At 59.4% G+C, this 20241-nt stretch carries 15 protein-coding genes and 1 other RNA gene; 11 read left to right on the top strand and 5 right to left on the bottom strand.

The features are described from left to right. The first annotated feature begins 29 nt into the window (after window positions 1–29). From BBDE_RS07450 to BBDE_RS07410, 9 genes are all read left to right on the top strand, one after another. A complete protein-coding gene (locus BBDE_RS07450) occupies window positions 30–1775 on the top strand; it encodes a peptidoglycan D,D-transpeptidase FtsI family protein (RefSeq protein ID WP_204311389.1) in 1746 nt (581 codons plus the stop codon). Between the two features lie 34 nt (window positions 1776–1809). Continuing rightward, window positions 1810–2688, top strand: a complete 879-nt coding sequence (locus BBDE_RS07445; protein WP_003839432.1) for a hypothetical protein — start codon at window positions 1810–1812, stop codon at window positions 2686–2688. 61 nt (window positions 2689–2749) lie between these two features. Further along, window positions 2750–4231: a UDP-N-acetylmuramoyl-tripeptide--D-alanyl-D-alanine ligase gene (locus tag BBDE_RS07440; protein WP_003839434.1), complete on the top strand. Its 1482-nt coding sequence runs from the start codon at window positions 2750–2752 to the stop codon at window positions 4229–4231. A gap of 59 nt (window positions 4232–4290) precedes the next feature. Then, entirely contained in the window at window positions 4291–5397 is a 1107-nt protein-coding gene (mraY, locus tag BBDE_RS07435; RefSeq protein WP_003839436.1) for a phospho-N-acetylmuramoyl-pentapeptide-transferase, read from the top strand. A 77-nt stretch (window positions 5398–5474) separates the two neighbouring features. Beyond that, on the top strand, window positions 5475–6908 hold the full coding sequence (gene murD / locus BBDE_RS07430) for a UDP-N-acetylmuramoyl-L-alanine--D-glutamate ligase (RefSeq protein ID WP_033489049.1): 1434 nt from the start codon (window positions 5475–5477) through the stop codon (window positions 6906–6908). Next, window positions 6895–8169: a peptidoglycan glycosyltransferase FtsW gene (locus BBDE_RS07425; RefSeq protein WP_003839439.1), complete on the top strand. Its 1275-nt coding sequence runs from the start codon at window positions 6895–6897 to the stop codon at window positions 8167–8169. The genes murD and BBDE_RS07425 overlap by 14 nt, the downstream gene beginning before the upstream one ends. An 88-nt stretch (window positions 8170–8257) precedes the next feature. Next, window positions 8258–9439 carry a UDP-N-acetylglucosamine--N-acetylmuramyl-(pentapeptide) pyrophosphoryl-undecaprenol N-acetylglucosamine transferase gene (locus BBDE_RS07420; protein WP_003839441.1) on the top strand — a complete coding sequence of 394 codons (1182 nt, stop codon included), beginning with the start codon at window positions 8258–8260 and terminating at the stop codon, window positions 9437–9439. A gap of 82 nt (window positions 9440–9521) precedes the next feature. Then, entirely contained in the window at window positions 9522–11087 is a 1566-nt protein-coding gene (murC, locus tag BBDE_RS07415; RefSeq protein WP_012902321.1) for a UDP-N-acetylmuramate--L-alanine ligase, read from the top strand. Beyond that, window positions 11087–12049 (top strand): cell division protein FtsQ/DivIB, encoded by a 963-nt coding sequence (locus BBDE_RS07410; protein WP_003839445.1) that lies wholly within the window; start codon window positions 11087–11089, stop codon window positions 12047–12049. Before murC ends, BBDE_RS07410 begins: the two co-directional genes overlap by 1 nt. A gap of 96 nt (window positions 12050–12145) precedes the next feature. Here BBDE_RS07410 and BBDE_RS07405 read toward each other — a convergent pair whose 3' ends face one another. Further along, window positions 12146–13402, bottom strand: a complete 1257-nt coding sequence (locus BBDE_RS07405; protein WP_003839447.1) for an AGE family epimerase/isomerase — start codon at window positions 13400–13402, stop codon at window positions 12146–12148. A 246-nt stretch (window positions 13403–13648) separates the two neighbouring features. Here BBDE_RS07405 and BBDE_RS07400 point away from each other — a divergent pair, with 246 nt between their 5' ends. Then, window positions 13649–14275 carry a hypothetical protein gene (locus BBDE_RS07400; protein WP_228369687.1) on the top strand — a complete coding sequence of 209 codons (627 nt, stop codon included), beginning with the start codon at window positions 13649–13651 and terminating at the stop codon, window positions 14273–14275. Window positions 14276–14454: 179 nt separating this feature from the next. On the opposite strand, the gene ssrA is transcribed toward BBDE_RS07400, so the two are convergent. From ssrA to BBDE_RS07385, 4 genes are all read right to left on the bottom strand, one after another. Beyond that, window positions 14455–14851, bottom strand: a transfer-messenger RNA (tmRNA) gene (ssrA, locus tag BBDE_RS10920). A 131-nt stretch (window positions 14852–14982) separates the two neighbouring features. Beyond that, window positions 14983–16284 (bottom strand): glycoside hydrolase family 125 protein, encoded by a 1302-nt coding sequence (locus BBDE_RS07395; protein ID WP_012902319.1) that lies wholly within the window; start codon window positions 16282–16284, stop codon window positions 14983–14985. 129 nt (window positions 16285–16413) lie between these two features. Beyond that, window positions 16414–17313 (bottom strand): carbohydrate kinase family protein, encoded by a 900-nt coding sequence (locus tag BBDE_RS07390; protein WP_003839450.1) that lies wholly within the window; start codon window positions 17311–17313, stop codon window positions 16414–16416. 28 nt (window positions 17314–17341) lie between these two features. Next, window positions 17342–18544, bottom strand: coding sequence for an ROK family transcriptional regulator (locus tag BBDE_RS07385; RefSeq protein WP_003839451.1), 1203 nt, complete (start codon window positions 18542–18544; stop codon window positions 17342–17344). Between the two features lie 347 nt (window positions 18545–18891). On the opposite strand from BBDE_RS07385, the gene BBDE_RS07380 reads away from it, so the two are divergent. Next, complete coding sequence (locus BBDE_RS07380) at window positions 18892–20199, top strand: ABC transporter substrate-binding protein (protein ID WP_012902318.1); 1308 nt, start codon at window positions 18892–18894, stop codon at window positions 20197–20199. Window positions 20200–20241 lie beyond the last annotated feature (42 nt).

The raw sequence follows: 20241 nt of genomic DNA, 5'->3' as shown, positions 1-20241 counted from the left end.
TATTCCACAGGAACCTGTTGACGAAGACCATGGCCATCGGCGTCATATTGGCGGTTTTGGCCTGCGCATGCCTGATCCAGCTGACCAATGTGCAATTGGTCAACGGCAAGGACATGGCACAGGCCGCCGCGCAAAGCCGCACCATCACGGTGACGCTGAAGGCTCGGCGTGGCAAGATCCTTGACACCAACGGGTCGATTCTGGCGCAGAGCGTGGAACGCTACACCATTATCGGAAATCCCGAGGAGGCGCAGGCCTTCATACCGACCACCTGCACGAAACAGACCGGTGACAACTGCCATCAGATCGATGGCAAACCGGTCGGCGCCACGGGTGCAGCCGCCGTGGCACGTCTGCTGGCGCCGGTGCTCGGCATGGACGCGACCGAACTCGGAGCCCAATTGTCGGGAACCGGCCAGTATGCCGTATTGAAAAAGGACGTGACGCCTGCGGTCAAGCGTAAGATCAGCAAACTGAATCTGGGCGGTATCGTCTATGCCGAACTGAGCAACGAGCGCATCTATTCCAACGGCACCCTGATGGGCGCGTTGCTGGGTGGGGTCAACGATGACGGCGAGGGTGTGGCCGGCATCGAACAGATGGAAAACAAGACGCTCACCGGCAAGGATGGCTACCAGGTCTACCAGCGGGGCAACAGCGGTGTCGAGATTCCGGGGACCATGACCGAATCCCAGGATGCCGTCAATGGTTCGGACATCACCCTCACCATCGACCATGACGTGCAGTGGTACGTCGAAAAGGTGCTCAAGGAGGGCCGGGAGAAATACCAGTCCGCTTGGGGAGTCGCCATGGTTCAGGACATCGAGACCGGCGATATCCTGGCGCTTGCCGACAGCGATGAGGTTCAGGCAGGCGGTGATCAGGCCAAGCTCGGTGTGTCGAGGGCCGTCAGCGAGACCTTTGAACCGGGGTCGATCGGCAAGGTGTTCGCCATGTCGGGCATGCTGCAGCTCGGGTTGCATCAGATGACCGATAAGTTCACCGTTCCCGACAACTACACGGTGGACGGTCAGACCTACAAGGATGCCACTACGCATGGCGCCGAGCATTGGACCCTCGCAGGCATTCTCGAACAATCATCCAACGTGGGCATGGTCATGGCCGGTGACAAGATGAGCAATGAGCAGCGCTACGAGTTCATCAGCAAATTCGGCATCGGTCAGGATACCGGTCTGGGTTTGCCCGGCGAGTCGTCCGGCGTGCTGCATCCGGCGAACGAATGGGATCAACGAACGCGCAACACGGTGCTGTTCGGCCAAGGCTATACGGTGAACGTCATGCAGATCACGAATGCCGTGGCGGTGATCGCAAACAAGGGAGTGAAGAAACCGCAGCGCATCATCAAGTCGGTTTCGGATGCCGAAGGGCATACACAGGAAAAGCAGGCGAAGGGGGAGGCCACCCGCGTGCTTGACGAACAAGTGGCGTCTCAGATGATGAACGCCATGGAATCCGCGGCCGATCACTACTCCTCGTTCGTGAAGGTCGACGGATATCGTATGGCGGCCAAGTCGGGTACGGCCGAAGTCGCCGGTTCCGACGGCAGGTTGTCGTCGATCATCAGCGATTATTCCGCGATCATTCCCGCCGATAATCCACGGTACGTGATTACAGTGGTGCTCAAGGACCCGCAGGGAAGCTTCGGCGGCCTGACCGCCGGCCCGCTGACCGCGGAAATCGGTGAATTCCTTATGCAGAAATATGAGGTGCCGGCCTCCAGTCCGCGCACTGATGCTATTGCAGTGAATTGGTGATTGGCGGCCGAAGAAAGGCAGGGAGACGTCAGCAATGAGCGCGGTAAGCGAATCCATGAACCGGCGAATGACTTTGGGGCATCTTGCCAGCCAATACGGTTTTGACCTTGACCCGTCATTCGCCTCCGAAGTGACGGTGACCTCGCTTGCGGACGATATCGACTCGATACGTCCCGGCGCGTTGTTCGTGCCGGGTGCCGATGTTGACGTTCGGCAGCTGGTGCAGGCGCAGCAACTGGGGGCATACGGCGCAATCGTGCCGCATGCGATGCGCGGTGAGATCCAAGATCTTCAGATTCCCCTGATCTACGCCGAACCGACGGCTCAGCAATTGGGCAAACTGGCCTGTGATATCGCGGGGGCGCCGTCCGATGTCCTGGCCGTATTCGCCATCATAGGCAGCGATAGGGAGTCGGTCGAGGCCGATGTGAAGGATCTCGCCGATTTCCTGCATATGCTCGGCAACCCCGTGGGCGTGATCAGCGCCGCCAACTCGCAATCCCTGGAACGATTCCTCGATTTGCACTATCCGTTGTCCATCTTGGATGTGCAGCGTACCTTGGCGGTATGCGCCGAAGACGGTGCCGCCGCAGTGATTCTCGCGTTGGACGAGCGGACGTTGCGTAAGCAGGCGTTGCAGTCGGTCAGCATCGACGTACTTGGTGTCGATGATGCCAGAGTCAGCGAAGCGCAACTGTCGCGGGACGTGGCGGGCTTCGGTGGTGCGATCGGCAAGCAGACGCATGTGGCCGCGCGTACGCAGGAGTCCGATCTGCTGGCATCGCAGGCCGCGATGGCATACGAGCAGGTCGATGGCAGGGCGTTGTCGCTGTCGATCGCCATGGTTCTGGCGGCCGGCGTACGTAAAGCGAACATCAAGAGCGCGCTACGCGTGTCAAGGGACCTGAACTGACCACAACCGAACGAAATCGGAACGAATAAGAGGAGACGAACCAGTGAACAGCAACCCGACCATGATGCCGATGGGCCTTGCCGAAATCGAGCAGGCCGTCCATGGACGGCTGGTGACAGCGGAGGGGATCTCGTCGAACGGGGCCATGGCGACCAGCGCATGCAGCGATTCCCGTCAGGTCCGTGAAGGCTCGGTGTTCGTGGCCATCGCCGGCGAGCGCGTGGACGGTCACGACTTCGTGTCGAAGGTCGGTGCACAGGGGGCCGTTGCAGCGTTGGTCGATCATGAGGTGGCCGATGCGGGCGTGCCGCAGATTGTGGTTGACGATACGGTTCGCGCGCTGGGTGAGTTGGCTAAGCATAATCTGGAACGCCGTCGTGCGATAGGTTCGCCGTTTACCGTGATCGGCATCACCGGTTCCGTGGGCAAGACCACCACTAAGGATCTGATGGCATCGTTGCTGTCGGCCATGGGTGAGACGGTGGCTCCGGTCGGTTCGTTCAACAATGAGATCGGTTTGCCGTTGACTGCGTTGAAGGTCAATGCGGGCACGCGTTTTCTCGTGGCGGAGATGGGTGCCAACCACGTGGGCGAGATTGCCAATCTTACGAGTCTGGTGCCTCCGGACATTGCCGTGGTGCTGAAGGTCGGCGTGGCGCATCTGGGGGAATTCGGCTCGGCGGAGCGCATTGCGCAGGCGAAATCCGAAATCGTCAAGGGCTTGGTGCCGGGCGGCGTGACCGTTTTGAATGCCAATGACGAGCATGTCGCGGCCATGAGTGGCATCGCTCCGGGTGAGGTGCTGTGGTTCGGTCTGCCGCAGCGGCGGACTCCCGATCGCATGGTCGCCGCCGAGAACGTACGTTGTGATGAGCTTGATCACCCGTCTTTCGAACTCAGGGATGCCGAGGGCGAGTGTGCCAAGGTCAATCTGGGGATTTGCGGAATGCATAATGTGATGAATGCTCTTGCCGCCGCCACCGTGGTGCATAGGCTGGGTATGCCTCTGGACAGGATCGCCGCTGGATTGGCGGATGTCAAGCGCATCAGCCCGCACCGCATGGCCGTGTCCGCCATTGTCAAGCCGGAGGCGAGGTTTACGCTGATCGATGACTCCTTCAACGCCAATCCTGATTCCATGAAAGCCGGCTTGGATGGTCTGATTCGCTGGCATGCCAACGATGAGCGACAGCCGTTCCGCATTGCGGTGCTGGGTGCCATGCTTGAGCTCGGTCCCGATGAGCGTGCGTTGCACGAGCAGGTGGGATCATATGCCGTGCAGGGCGGCGTCAACGCGCTGATCGCCGTCGGCAGCCGTGGTGACGATGCGCTTGACGCCTTGGCCGAAGCCATGGCGCAGGGTGGAAAGCAGGTCGGTGATGTGCGTTGTGCGGTGGATTGGGCCCATGACATCGATCAGGCGGACGCACTGGTGTCCCGGCTGGCGACCGAGCATGCGGGTACAGTGGTGTTGCTCAAGGGATCTCACGCCTCGGGGCTGAGCGCTCTGGCGGAACGTTGGCAGCCATTCGCCGCGGAATAGAACGATATGCAGAAACTGGTATTAGCCATCGGCTACTTGACTGGAACGGAGAGCATCAGGTGATTTCGCTCATCATTGGAATCTTGGTGTCACTGGTCGTGACGATTGTGGGCACCCCGCTGCTGATACGCCTAGTGCATAAGCTCAATTACGGACAGTACATTCGTCAGGACGGACCGCAGTCGCATCTGGTCAAGCGCGGCACGCCGACATTGGGCGGTGTGGTCATCAACCTGGCCATCGTGTTGGGATGGGGCGCGTCGGCATTGTACCGCTTCCTTCATCAGAACGAGATGCCGTCCTGGTCGGCGGTGTTGGTGCTGTTCGCCATGCTGTCGATGGGCATGCTCGGATTCATCGATGACTTCGCCAAGGTGAGTAAGCAGCAGAGCGAGGGCCTGACCGTGCGGGGCAAGTTCATCGGCCAGTTCATTCTTGCCACCGTCTACGCGGTGCTTGCGCTGATTCTGCCCACCAAGTCCGGCTTCCCGAGCGCGCAGGCGGGCGTCAGCTTCATCGAAAGCCCGTTTTTCAGCTTTGAGTTCGCCGGTCGTGTGGTGGCCATCGTGCTGTTCGTGATTTGGGTGAACTTCCTCATGACCGCATGGACGAACGCCGTCAATCTGACGGATGGTCTGGACGGTCTGGCCGCCGGCTCGTCGATGATCGCCTTCGTCGGTTACGCGGTCGTGGCCTTCTGGGAGTTCTACCATCTGAAGGGTTCCGGGCATGAAGGCTTCACCTATGCGGTTTCCGATCCGCTTGACCTGACCATCATCGCCTCCTGCGCGGCCGTGGCCTGTCTCGGCTTCCTGTGGTACAACTCGAATCCCGCGTCCATCTTCATGGGCGATACCGGATCCCTGGCCCTCGGCGGTTTGTTCGCGGCCTTGTCCGTCGCCACGCATACCGAGGTCCTTGCCGTCGTCATGGGCGGTCTGTTCGTGCTTGAGGCCATGTCCGACGTCATTCAGGTCGGATACTTCAAGATGACGCATAAGCGTGTATTCAAGATGGCGCCGATTCATCACCATTTCGAGTTGAAGGGGTGGCCGGAAGTCAAGGTCGTGGTCCGTTTCTGGATGATCGAGTTGCTGTTCGTACTCATCGCGCTGGTGCTGTTCTACGGCGACTGGGTCACGCGCTCCGGTCTATGGCTGAGCTGAGACGTCTTTAGGGAATAGCAGATGGCATACGTCGATACGGCATGTGCCATGTTGGAAAATGGATAAGGGTGGTTGACATGGATGTGAACGGTAAGACCGTGATCGTGGCGGGTCTGGGTATTTCGGGCCGAAGCATGATGCAGGTACTGAAGCCAAGGGCTGGCAAGGTCATCGGCGTGGATGAAAAGCAGCCCGATGCCGACCTGCACTCCTTCGACCAGATCGATTGGGACGACGTGGATCTGGTGATGACCTCTCCGGTGTTCAATCCACGTACGCCGTTCATCCTTGAGGCGCAGCGCCGTGGCATCCCCGTGATGAGCGAGGTGGAGCTGGCATGGCAACTGCGTGTGAACGCCGATTCCACCGGCGAACCTGCACGTTGGATCGGCATCACCGGAACCAATGGCAAGACCTCCACCACGGAAATGACCTCCGAGATGCTTACCGCCTGCGGACTCACCGCACCGGCCGTCGGTAACATCGGCAAGGCGGTCTCACATGCCGCGGTCGATCCCGCCAATGACGTGCTATGCGTTGAATTGAGCTCCTTCCAACTGCATTTCACGGATTCGCTCGCATTGGATGGTGCGGCCATCACCAACATCGCCGATGATCATCTTGACTGGCATGGAGGCATTGACAACTACGCGGCCGATAAGGCGAAGGTGTTCCATCGTGCCAGCAAGGCACTGGTCTACAATGCCGACGACATTCGTGTCACCGAATTGGCCGAACGGGCCGAAACGGCGGAGGGTTGCCGCCGTATCGGATTTACGTTGCATAAGCCGGAGGCGGGCCAGATCGGCATCGTCGACGGTTGGATCGTCGATATGAGCGGCGTTGCCGGCGGCGAACCGGATCAGCCCGTGAAAGTGGCCAAAATCGCCGACTTCACGCATCTGACCGAGCCGGATGGCACGGTATATCCGCATCTGCTTGCGGACGCGCTGACCGCGCTGGCGCTGGCATTGGGATTGGGCGTCGACAAAGGCACGGCCATCGCCGCGTTGCAGCGGTTCACGCCGGGTGGCCATCGGATTCAGACCGTCGCCACGGCCCACGAGTCCGATGGCGGCATCATTCGTTTCGTCGATGATTCCAAAGCTACGAATGCGCATGCGGCCAAGGCCTCGCTGAACAGTTTCGCCGACAAGTCCGTGGTGTGGATCGCCGGTGGTCTTGCCAAGGGAAGCCGTTTCGAACGGCTTGTAGCCGATCAGGCGCACACCATCAAGGCGGCCGTCATCATCGGCGAGGACCAGCAGCCGATGCTTGACGCCTTCAAGGCCAGCGCCCCGCAGATTCCATTGACCGTCATCGATCCGGCGGATAAGTCCACCGTCATGGCCAGGGCCGTGAACGCGGCCGGCGCATATGCCGAATCGGGCGATGTGGTGCTTATGGCTCCGGCTTGCGCATCCATGGACCAGTTCGTATCGTATGCCGATCGCGGTAACCAGTTCGCAGACGAGGCACGACGATGGGTGAGCGAGCATGGCGAAGCCTAAAGCGAGCCGTATCGTATCATCATCGGCGACCGATGCCGTTGCCCGAACCGCACGATCCACATCCCGCAATGAGGATAAGACGGCGCGACGGCCTGAGGATTTTCACGCATTCGTCGGGGTGCGGAGCCTGTTCAACCCTCTATGGTGTTTCCATGGATTCCGGCTGTCGGTGATCATCCTCACGTTGTTCGGCGTGATCATGGTGTTCTCGAGTTCGTCGGTGAACATGATTGCCAACGGCTTGTCACCGTGGGCTCAGGCCCTGAAGCAGGGCGGATTCTGCGTGGTCGGGTTTGCCGTCGCCCTGCTGACGATGATGGTTCCCGCCTCGGTGTATCGCAAGATCAGCTTCATCATGCTGTGCGGGGCGATGATGTTGCAGGCGTTGACGCTCACCCCGCTCGGCGTGGAGGTCAACGGCAACAAGGGTTGGATCGGCATCAAGAACGTGTTCACCATACAGCCTGCGGAAATCGTCAAGCTGGCATTATGCGTCTGGATGCCCTGCGAGCTGATCCGCGCACGTAAACGGCTTCGCAAGGAGGGTTTCCTCAAGGCGTATGGGAAGCTGGGCCTAGGATATCTGTTGAGCTTGGGGCTGGTAATGTCCGGCAAGGATCTCGGCACCTGCATGATTTTGCTTGCCATCGGTGCGGTCGCATTGATTCTCGGGGATTTTCCCGGCAAATGGCTGGCCTTGATCGGCGCCTCGGGCGTGCTGCTCGTCGGCGGACTCGTGTTGAGCAGTCCGAACCGAATGGGGCGCATCCTGGCTACATACCAGACGTGTTCGGCCTCCGACCTGCAAGGCGTGTGCTATCAGGCGGTGCATGGCAAATATGCCATCGCATCGGGCGGTCTTCTCGGGGTGGGCATCGGCAATTCCGGAGAGAAATGGGGTTATCTGCCCGAGGCGCACAACGATTTTATTTTCGCCATCATCGGTGAGGAGACAGGGTTCATCGGGGCTTCGATAGTCATACTCCTGTTCGTGGTGCTCGGCTGGTGCATGCTTGTGGTGGCACTGCAGGCACGGAACCGGTACGTGACGATGGTGCTGGCATGCATCACCGTGTGGATCGTAGGGCAGGCCATCGTCAACATCGGTGTCGTGATCGGTCTGTTCCCCGTCATGGGCGTGCCCATGCCGTTCGTCTCGGCGGGTGGTTCGTCGCTGATCATGTGTCTGGGTGCCGCGGGCATTGCCGTCAGCATGATGAAGGAACAGCCGCAGATCAAGGCGGAGACGGCCAAGGCCTGAACGGCAAAACGTAGATACTGTAATCATCTGCATGTCGATGGGTGAGCCGTGCTGTCAAGCGCCGTGCCGTGGGCTAAGCTCATACACTATGAGCACTCGGAAGCATATCGTTCTGGCTGGCGGCGGCACCGCCGGCCATGTCAATCCACTTCTCGCCGTGGCCCAGGTGATTCGTTCCCTGGAACCTGATGCGGATATCGCGGTCGTGGGCACTGCAGTCGGACTTGAGCATAATCTGGTGCCGCAGGCCGGTTTCCAGCTGGAAACGATCGAGAAAGTGCCGTTTCCGCGCAAGCCCAATATGGCCGCATTGAAATTCCCCGCCCAGTGGAGGCGTGAGACCGCAAAGGTGCGTGACATCCTCACCCGTCATGAAGCCCAGGTCGTGGTGGGATTCGGCGGCTACACATCGGCTCCGGTATATGCCGCCGCACACAGCATGGGCATTCCGATCGCCATGCACGAGCAGAATGCGCGTGCCGGTATGGCCAACAGACTGGGCGCACGGTGGGCCGATATGATCGGTTCCGCTTACGCGGATACCGGTCTGAAGCCCCGCAGGGGCGTGTCCGTCGAGCGTGTGGGACTGCCGTTGCGTCCGGCCATCGCACGGCTCGCTTCAGATCTTGGACATGATCGTGTCGCAGTCAGGCGTGAGGCGGCCGCACAGCTTGGCATCGATCCGGAACGTCCGCTGGTCGTGGTGACCGGCGGCTCCTTGGGTGCGGTGAACGTGAATCGTGCGGTGGCCGGTTCGGCCAAGGAGCTACTGCGGCATGCGCAGGTGATTCACCTGACCGGAAAAGGCAAAAGCGAAGAAGTGCGCTCCCTGGTATCGGTGAACGCGGGGGAGCATGTGCTTGGCGAGCTTGGAGCCGATCATGTTGGCGAGGGTGACTATCGTGTCGCCGAGTATCTGGAACGGATCGATCTGGCGTTTGCCTGCGCTGATCTGGTTATCTGCCGTTCCGGTGCGGGCACCGTTTCGGAATTGACGGCTTTGGGTCTGCCTGCCATCTATGTGCCGCTGCCGATTGGCAATGGTGAGCAACGCTTCAACGCGCAGCCGGTGGTGGATGCGCATGGGGGACTGATGGTCGCCGATGGTGAATTCAACGTGGATTGGGTCAGGCGTCATGTGCCGCAACTGCTCGCCGATTCCGAAACGCTTGCCGAATATGGTCGCAACGCTTGGAACTATGGCATTCGTGATGCGGCCGAGGTCATGGCCGAGCGGGTGCTGGCGCTCATCGGGCGGCAAACGGCGTGACCGGCCAACCGGACGAGGGCATGTTGGCCTGAGGTCCGACCATAATGGAATGAGCTTGAAAACATGCATAAGAGGAGCAGTCGTGTCTGACAACCAGCGTGATGCCGGTACCATTATTCTTGATCCAACCCATGCGTCCTTCGGCCCCGGAGAGGGCGTGGATGATCTTGGGAAAACCCACTTCATCGGCATCGGCGGAGCCGGTATGAGCGTGCTTGCCGAGATGCTGCATGAGCAGGGCGTGCACGTGGACGGCTCCGACCGCGAGCCGAGCGCCAAAACCGAGCGACTGCAAGGGCTTGGCATTGCCGTGGAATTCGGGCAGCGGGCCGAAAACGTCGAGGGTGCGCGCACGGTGGTGTTTTCCAGCGCCATCAAGCCCGATAATCCGGAGATCGTGGCGGCCTACGAGGCCGGCGAACGCATCGTGCACCGCAGCGACATCCTTGCGTTGCTCATGCAGTCGAAGCGCGCCGTGACCGTTGCGGGCGCCCACGGAAAGACGACCACCAGTTCCATGCTCGCCCACATCCTCGTCAACGCAGGCGAAGGCGAGTTGGCGGATCCGAGCTATGCCATCGGCGGTTCCATTCAGGGCAAGGATGGTGCGACCCTCGACGGTGGCCATGCCGGTAAAGGCAGCGTGCTCGTAGCGGAAGCCGACGAATCCGATGGCAGCTTCGCCAAATACCATCCTGAAATCGCCATCATCACCAATGCGGAGGCCGATCATCTCGACCATTACGGCACGGAGGCCAAGTATCGTGCGGCGTTCGTGGAACATGCGGGGTGTGCGGGCAAGGCCGTGATCATGTGCGGCGACGATGATGGCGCATTGGCTGTACTGCGTGCGCTCAAGACGGAGGTGGCACGGCATGTCGTGGTGTATTCCACTCAGCCATCCGAGGATCTCGGCGATCTGAACGGCGCCGCTCACGTACGTATCGAATCGGAGAGCGAAAGCACGCAAAGCGGTGCCGAGCATTTCATCCTGCACCTGCCGGCCGGACTGGTCGATGTCGAGGAACGCCGCGTTCCGGTCACCCTCACCGTTCCCGGCATTCATAATGCAAGGAACGCCACGGCGGCCCTGCTTGCTGCGGTGATGCTTGGCGTCGACGTGGAGCGTGCCGCAGCCGCGGCGACGTCATTCCTGGGCGCCGCACGGCGTTTCCAGATTCGAGGCAGCGTCAACCAAGTGACCGTCATCGACGATTACGCACATCATCCTACCGAGATCGCGGCGTTGTTGGATGCCGCCCGCCGTCGCTATCCGGAAGCCGGAATCCATGTGATCTTCCAGCCGCATCTGTTCTCTCGTACCATGTTTTTCGCCCGTGAATTCGCCGAGGCGTTGGCCAAGGCCGATGATGTGATCGTCACCGGCATCTTCCCGGCTCGTGAAAAGCAGGAGGATTTCCCGACCGTCAGCCCCGACACGATCGTCAACGAGGCCGTGAAGCTTGAACATGAGCCCGCCGATGATTGGATCCGCGGCGTCGACGACATGCGCACCGCAGCCCAGATGATGGTGATGCGTGCCCATCATGGTGATGTCATCTTCACCGTCGGCGCAGGAGACATCACGCAGATGGATCCGGTGATTCTGCATGCTTTGGAAGCTCACCGTTGGGATTGCGCACGCTGATGGCGCGCCGGGTCATCAGTTCGGGCAAGGAATCGGACTCCAGCCAACAACATCAGGGGCGCTCCGTGCAGGGGCGCTCCGTCTCGAGCGATGGTTCACGTTGCGAATCCGGAGGATTCGTGGACGCCCGTACGCTGCGCAGCGAGGATCTGGTCGCCAAGACGCTTGAGGAGACCTCCGGCGCGCTGGGTGTGATCACGCGACCGAAAGTCGTCGATTTCAGTGCGCGGTTGAAGGAACGGCGCAAGGCCAACACCCGAATGATCGTCATGCGTGTGGCCGCTTTCGTCGGTGCGGTTGCGGCTATCGTCGCACTGGTCTGGTTGCTGTTCTTCTCATCCGTATTCAGATTGGAATCCTCCGGCATCAGTGTCGTTGGCGCCAACGAATGGGTGAGTCAGGAGCAGGTGCTGTCGATCGCCCGTCAGCAGGCCGGCAAATCTCTGCTACTCGTGTCCGGCGGCGATGTCGAAACAACGATCAAGGACATTCCCGGCGTCACTTCGGCAAAGGCGATCAAGCATCTGCCGAATTCCCTGGAAGTGACCATCAAGGCACAGAAGCCCGCAGCCATGCTGAAAACCTCCGAAGGCACCATGACGGCCGTCGATAGCCGAGGACGTGTGCTCAATTCCGTCAGCGGGGCGTCCGTCGAGGGGATTCCGGTCATCGAAGTGACCGACGTCAATGAAAGCCTGCAAAATCGTTCCATCAAGGAAGCGTTGCAAATCCTAAGCTCTCTACCGGATTCGATGCGCAACTCCATCACCAAGGTCACCGCGGAAACGCAGGATTCCATCACGACCGAACTCAATGATGGAGACAAGGTGATTGTGTGGGGTGACTCTTCGCAGCTCAAGCTCAAAAAGGCGGTCGTCGACAAGATCATCAATGATCCCAACGTAATCGGAGACAAGCATAACGTTGATGTGTCCGCGCCCTTGCGACCCATCATCAAATAGTTTCCGGCTCGGTCCTCAAACAAGAGATCCCCTCGATTCCGTATGGAGTCGAGGGGATCTCTCGGTTAGGAGGATGGAAGGAGAAGCATCGGGATGTCAGGCGTTCGGATTGGCCTTGAGCGCCGGCGCTACGGAAACGGCGGGATCGAGACGCGGAATCAGCGTGCACTGCGTGGCATGATACAGGTCGGACTTGCCCGGCCACACGGTGCCGATGACCTGATTGTCCTTGTTCAGCTGATGGAACCAGGAGCCGTTCTCATGGTCGATCAGATACTCGTCGATGTACTGCCAGAAGGTTGCGTACCAATCCTTGTACACCTGCTTGCCGGTGACGGTGGCCAGGGTAGCGGAGGTGTTCACGGATTCGGCGAGCGTCCAATGCATGCGGTCGGTGACGACCGGCTTGCCGTTCCAGTCGGTGGTGTAGGCCAGACCGATGGTGCCCTCGGCGTTCCACGCGTCGGCCAGAGCCTGGGCGAACAGGTTTTCGGCGGCTTCGATGAGCTGTTGCTTGCCTTCTTCGGAACGGGTCTTGGAACTCAGCGCGTACTGGGTGATCAGACGGGCCCATTCGATGCCGTGGCCCGGAGTGGCGCCATACGGCTTGAACTGGTCGTCCGGCTTGTCGTGGTTGCATTCGAGATCCGGCTGCCAGTCGGCGGTGAAGTGTTCCGGGATGCGCCAGTCGTTTTCGCGGGCCCAACCGACCACATGGTCGATGATGCGACCTGCGCGTTCACGGTACTCCTCGTTGCCGGTCACGTCGGCGACGGCGAGGAAGGCCTCGGTGGTATGCATGTTGGCGTTGATGCCGCGATACGGGTCGAGCTCGGTGAATTCGGTGTTCCACGTGTCGACGGCAAGGCCGATTTCATCATCCCAGAAATGCCTGTCGTAGGTTTCGAGGGCTTCGTCGAGCAATTCGTCGGCACTTGGGCGGCCGATGAGCTTGGCTGAAGTGGCGGCGAGGATCACGAAGGCGTGGGCGTAGCAGACCTTGCCGGCTTCGTGAGTGGAGCCGTCGGCGGAGATGGACGGATACCAGCCGCCGTGTTCGTCATCGTGCAGCGGGCCACGCAGGCCGGCGATCGCCTTGTCGACGAGTTCGGCCGCGCCAGGTTCGCCATGAAGGAAGCCGAGGGAATAGACGTGAGCCATACGGCAGGTGATCCACGTGTGGATGCTCTGGGTCAGATCCGGCTTGCCGGTGTCATCCAGCCAGTAGGAGCCGCCCCGTGGTGCGGGGAAATGATGGCCGAAATGCAGGAGTTCATTGGTTTCCGCCTCGAGCAGGTCATGGTTTTCCTTCGAGCCGAACACATAGGCTTCGGGGGAGTATGCGCAGGTCATCGATCAAGTCCTTCCTTGGTATCGTCTGCAATGACGTGATAACTGAGTTGATGTATTAACTATGTTAATCACTTAAGCGGTTAATGCAAATCGGATCAATGGTGTGTCGCGATACGTTCGGAGTAGCCTGTAGCGAAGGGGTGATATACCCCTCAACCACTGGCGATTGACACCCCTGCGGAACTGCCGTATTCGTAAGGAATGGCGGTATTGAGAACAGGTGCGGGAGAGAAAGGATTTTTCCGGATGAGGAAACTTTTTGGAGGCCTCAAGATGGGTTGGCTTGCCGTGATATTGTTCGCGGTCGTTGCGGGCGCCTACACCGGCATCGTCGGATCCATCCCGGCCGCGGAGGGAACATCGTTCAAGGACATCGCGATTTCCTACGAATGGTGGGTCATCTTCGCGGTCGTCATCGCGTCCAACTGCACGAAAAGCTGGGAGTCGGCGCTCAAAATCTTCGTTTTCTTTCTTATCAGCCAGCCACTCTGCTTCATCGTCGAGGTGGTGTTCGGCCTTTCCGTTGACCAAGCGTTGTACTACTACTGCTCCATCTGGGGTCCGGCCACGCTCCTTACGTTGCCCGGCGGATTCATCGCCTACTACATCAACAGGCAAAACGTGTTCGGCAGTGTGATCCTGGGTTTGGGCAACTCCATTCAGGCGTTTCTTGGAATCACCTACATAATCCAGATGCTTGGAAACCCTCCGTATCATCTGCTCAGCGCCATCGTCTGCTTCGCCTCCATCCTCATCATGACCTTCCAGATCCAGAAGGACAATGGAAACCGAGTGATATCGCTCCTGGTACCTGTTGTGGTTGCGGTAGCCGCCCTTGTGCTCATACGGATGACCGGACGCGTCATCGTCTAGGATTACGGGATGGGGCACGTCGGCGTGGGCTGGTGATTGAATGTTGTGCCCACGCTTTGCCCACGTTTTACTATGAAGTGCCGTAAATCGTAGTGATTTACGATGAATCATACAAGCTGACAAATACGTGGAAACCGTTGGGAATACAAAGAAAGCCGCCATTTCCGGCGGCTTTCGAATGGTGGAGCTGCGGGGAATCGAACCCCGGTCCGATAACCGAACCCTCAGTCTTCTACGTGCGTAGTCTGCTGGCCATGCGGCGGTTTTTCTGCCCCCATCGATATCGCAGACAACTGATGGCGAGCATATTCGCAGTTAAAGTCCCTCACCGGCCCTGTGACTCAGCCGATGAAGCAAGTCTTCTCAACGACGCTCAGCATCCTCCCAAAGACGAGAAGGAGTGAACGGAGCAGCTGCTCACTGGTTAATCCTGGCGCGAAGCTCAGGCAGCGAGAGCGAACTCAGTGCGGTTAGATTTAGCACTTATTCTTGTGTAGGGGTCATCCACGAGCGGACCCTACGTTCTCGGCACGCTTCCCTGCGACGAACAGGTCACCGTCGAAACCGATCAGCCCCAATCTTGAGTTATCAAGCATTCCGACTTTGCAGTCGGACATTTCAAGATATCATAAGTCTGCTGGGAATTGCAAGTTTTCTTCGAGCGATTCCCGACAATCGCCCTGAACGTCGATATCCGACGTCTTGGCTCATGTGTTGATGCGGATGCCGAAGAAGTCCATGACCAGCTCACAGAACATCATGTTCGCCCAACTGAACCATGGTCTGGTGTACTGCGTCGGATCACTCACGTCGAAGCTTTCGTGCATGAGATGCGTGCCGGCGTCCGCCGCGACAAGCTGATCGAGGAGACGTTCCTTCTCAGCCCTGTCGTTGCTGGTCAGGCCTTGCATGGCCATGGCGATTGGCCAGACATACCCGGTTGGCGTATGCGGGGAACCGATGGCGCGGGCGAAGGGTCCTTCGAAATAGTAGGGATTCTCGGAGCTGAGCAAGGTGCGGCGGGTTGCCAGATACAACGGGTCGTCGGCATCGCAGAATCCCAGGTATGGGGCCGAGATGAGATTGGGTACGTTGCTGTCGTCCATGAGCAGGGCGTTGCCCAGGCCATCCGTCTCGTAGGCGTAGATCCGTTCTCCCGCCGCGTTGCGTATGGTGGCATGTTGCGCGATGCCGTCGGAGATGTCGTGCTGCAGTTTGCCTGCGCGGCGTACGATTTCGGCATCATCGAGCACGTCGGTGAAGATCTGCCGAAGATGGCCCATGGCCACGACCGCGAACATGTTGGACGGCACGAGGTACGGATAGATGCAGGCGTCGTCGCTGGGACGGAATCCGGACCAGGTCATACCAGTGACGGCAAACGGTCCGCCGAGGCCTTCGTTCGGCACGGAATCACGCGGGTCATCGTTCGGGCGGAAGAACCGGTACCGAGACTCGGCGTGATTCTGTTCGGTCTCGAAGGTGTCAAGGATGCGACGCACGCCGGAGACGAACGATTCGTCGAAATGCGAGGTCAGTCCGGTATTGCGATACAGCAGCCATGCGAGTTGGATGGGGTAGCATAGCGAATCCACTTCGTATTTGCGTTCCCATAGCCAAGGTCCGAACGAATCGGTCCGATCGTCAGGATCCCAAGTGGCTCCGCTTGGCGTCTCGTTGAATGCGTTGGCGTACGGGTCGATGTTGATGAACCGGAACTGCTGGCGGACGAGCCCCGCGATGAGATCGGCCATGTCCGGATCGTCTTGGGCGATGACGAGATAGGGGCGGAACTGTGCGGAGGAATCACGCAGCCACATGGCCGGGATGTCGCCAGTCAGAAGGAACGTGGTGCCATCGTCATGCCGACGCACGGTGGTGGTCAGCGTGTTGGCGAAGCAGGTGTTGAAATTCTCGGCCCAGTCCGCATGTTCCGTACCGCACAGTTCGGTGATGCGTTGCATGAAGATGGAGACGGATTGGGGTATGGCATTGGTGGTCGGTGGCATGGCAACTTCTTCGTTGAATACGTAAATCGATTGACGTGCATTCATCATAGCAGGTGTCGCAATACAACAAGGTCCACGACATCGTTCGATGACCGTGGACCTGTGGATGATGATGAGACCGGGAAAGGATTACTTGGCCGCCGCGGCGAGATAGTCCGGAACGCCTTCTGCCGGATAGGTAGGCCAGCCGCCTTCCTTGGTGCACACATAGGCGGAGGTGTTCACGGCCGCACGGTGCGCTTCCTTGAGGGGGGCTCCGGTGAGGATCTTGCCGGTGAAGGAACCGGAGAAGGAATCGCCTGCGCCGACGGTGTCGGCGACCTCGACATGCGGGGTGTGCAGGGTGGAGACTTCGCCGTCCTTGGCGATGATGGTGCTGAAGGTGGCACCACCGGTCAGAATGATGTACTCCAGACCGAAGTTCTTGATGAACCAGTTGCACGCTTCCTCGTCGGTGGTTCCGGGAAGCTCGAACATGTCGCGCATGAGCAGCAGCTCGTCATCGTTGATCTTGAACACGGTGGCGTAGCCAAGCAGCTCTTCGATGAGTTCCTTGGAGTAGAAGTCGGAGCGCAGATTGATGTCGAAGAACTTCAGCGCGCCTTCCTTGGTGTGCTTGAGCAGTTCGATGATGGTGTCGTGGGACTCGGGGGAGCGTAGACCCAGGGTGCCGAAGCAGACGGCGTCGGCCTTGGAAACGGCGTCGATGAGTTCGTCGGTGAGCTTGATGTGATCCCAAGCGACGTTCTTGACGATGGTGTATTCCGGAATGCCGTTGGTCAGCGCCACGTCCACGGTGCCGGTCGGGTATTCGTTGGTCTGCACCAAGGTGTTGATGCCGGCCTTGTGGGCGTCGGCGATCAGCTCTGCACCGAGCTCGTCGTTGCCGACTGCGCTGATGGCATAGCCTTCCGCGCCATTCTGCGAGGCATGATAGGCGAAGTTGACGGGGGCGCCGCCGGCACGCTTGCCGGTGGGGAGCATATCCCAAAGGATTTCGCCGAGGGAGATGACGGTTGGCTTGGACATGGTTTTCCTTTCTTTAGATGGCGGCGTGCTATGCGACGTCGAAGAACATCGAAGGATGTTCCAGAAAATTGGTGATGGCCACGGCGGCGGCTCCGGTGACGGTGGCGTCGGTGGGCAGGGCGGACAGGGAGATGGTGGTCTCCGAACTCACTTCCGGAATGGTGTGTTCGGAAACGATGGCCTTGACCTCGTCAAGTAGCGGCTGACCTGCCTGGGAGACGATGTCACCCAGAACGATGTGGCTTGGATTGAAGGCATTGATGATGGTCACGCACCCGAAGCCGATGTACCTGGCCGCTTTGTTGACCAGCTGCCTGGCCGCTTCGTCGCCCGCGTCGGCTTTGGCGAACAACGCCGCGCATGCCTGCGCGTGGGTCATGGATTCGCAGCCGGGCACGATGTCGCCTTCGGTCTTGAGCTCCTCGTGGATGGCGACCGCCGAGCAGTAGCGCTCCAGACATCCGACGTTGCCGCAGTCGCAGGGCCTGCCGTTGACGTCGACGGAGACGTGCCCGATTTCGGTTGCGGTGCCGTGCGCACCGTAGAAGATTCTACCGTCGTCGATCAGCCCCAGTCCGATGCCTTCACCCAGCAGATAATAGGCGAGAGAGCCTTCGGACAGCTCGGGGTTGAACAGGAATTGCGCCAATGCACCGGCTCGTGCATCCTGCTCCACGAATACCGGCACGTCGAAGGCCGCACTGAATTCGTGGATGAAGTTGACCTGCCTCCAGCCTTGCATGGAGGAGACGAGAGCGGTATGGCCGGCGTCCCGCAGATACGGGCCCGGGACGGCCATACCCACGGCGACGATGTGCGGATCGTCGGCGATGAGTTGCCGGACGGTGCGACGGATTTGCTCCACGGTGTCGGGGATGTGCTCTTCGCTGACGGTGGGTAGGTCGGTCAGCGAGATCTTGTTGCATTTGAGGTCGAACACCGCGATCTGCACCAGACTGCGGGCGAATTTGACGCCGACCACATGGTATTTCGCGCAATTGAGGTTCAGGCCGATGGAACGACGGTTCTTGTCACCCTCCATGTCGCCGGTCTCTTCGATGACGTCCTGGGACAGCAGTTTTGCCGTGATTTTGGTGATTGCCGCAGGGGTGAGTCCAATGGCCTTGGCGATCTGGGCGCGGGAGCAGATGCCATTGTGATACAGATATTGCAGGATGCGTGACCGATTGTTTTCGGAGATCGATGATTGTTGCATGCTGTAGCTGCTCATAACACCTCCTTGCGCCGATGCACGGATTCTCTCGTTTAACTAGTTGATATATTAACGCTGTTAACGTCAATGTACAAGCCGCGCATCATCCGCGTGTCGCCAAGTGTATTCGGCCGAAACGCATGCTCGCTCGCATGAGTCTCATTAATCGACCGGGCATCGTGGGAAAGATGAATCGTGGAAAGAACGGGAAAAAATAGGGTTTTCCGATACCAACAATGCAGGAGACGGGACGATATTGCCCTACACGAAACGTGCGGTTAACATTAGGCGCCAATTCTAAGGAGTCAAGCCATTTCAATCACGAGATGCCTTTGGAATTCAAGGATTAGAGAGAGGAATCCTCAGTGAATCGCAAGAAAGTCATCGCCGCGCTCGCTTCCGTCGCGGCCATCGCATCCCTTGCCGCCTGCGGCGGCGTGAAGGACGGCGGTTCCACGGCAAGCGGCACCACCATCACCATCGGTACCACCGATAAGATCACCAGCCTCGATCCGGCCGGCTCCTATGACAACGGTTCCTACGCCGTGCAGATTCAGGTGTTCCCGTTCCTGTATTCCCAGGACTACAACACCTCCGAGCTGTCCCCGGACATCGCCGCCGATGACGGCACCTGGAGCGACGACGGCACCGAATTCACCGTCAAGCTCAAGTCCGGCCTGAAGTTCGCCAACGGCCACGATCTGACCGCCTCCGACGTCAAGTTCTCCTTCGACCGCATCAACAAGATCAACGACGAGAACGGTCCGTCATCCCTGCTCGCCAACATCGACTCCGTCGAAGCCAAGGACGACACCACCGTGGTGTTCCACTCCAAGGTCAAGAACGACGTGACCCTCAAGCAGGTGCTTTCCAGCCCGGCAGGTCCGATCGTGGATGAGGAGTCCTTCGACGCCGACAAGCTCACCGACGCCGACACCATCGTCAAGGACAATGCCTTCGCCGGCCCGTACAAGCTCACCTCCTACAAGGTGAACGAAGCCTTGGCCTATGCCAAGAACGACTCCTATGATGGCCTGACCCCGGCAAAGAACGACGCCGTGCAGGTCAAGTACTTCGCCGATTCCTCCAACCTGAAGGAAGCCTACGGTGACGGCGAAGGCAAGCCGAGCACCGACAAGGCCAAGAAGGTTCTCGAGGATGCCGGTGTCACGACCCCGGTCGATCTGAAGCTTCAGTACAACCCGGACCACTACGGCCAGTCCTCCGCCGACGAGTATGCCGCCATCAAGGCCCAGCTCGAAGAAGGCGGCCTGTTCAAGGTCGACCTGCAGTCCACCGAATGGACCCAGTACAGCAAGGATCGCGTAATCACCTCGGATTCCGATGGTTCCTACCCGGCCTACCAGCTTGGCTGGTTCCCGGACTACTCCGATCCCGACAACTACCTGTCTCCGTTCTTCCGTGACGGCAACTTCGTGAACAACGGCTACTCCAACACGGAAGTCAATGACCTGATCGTCAAGCAGGCCGGCCAGACCGACGACAAGGAACGTGAGGACACGCTGAAGGAAATCCAGAAGCTCGAGACCGATGACCTCTCCACCATCCCGCTGCTGCAGGGTGCCCAGGTCGCCGTCACCGGTTCGGGCGTGAAGGGTGTCGTGCTCGACGCCTCCTTCCGCTTCCGTTACGCCTCCGTGACCAAGTCCTGAATGTGACTTGACCGCCCCTGCCCGGCCGTTTCGAGTCGGGCG

The sequence above is a fragment of the Bifidobacterium dentium JCM 1195 = DSM 20436 genome (genome assembly GCF_001042595.1).
In the GTDB taxonomy this organism is placed as follows: Bacteria; Actinomycetota; Actinomycetes; order Actinomycetales; family Bifidobacteriaceae; genus Bifidobacterium; species Bifidobacterium dentium.
This window is presented reverse-complemented; position numbering and strand designations above follow the sequence as displayed.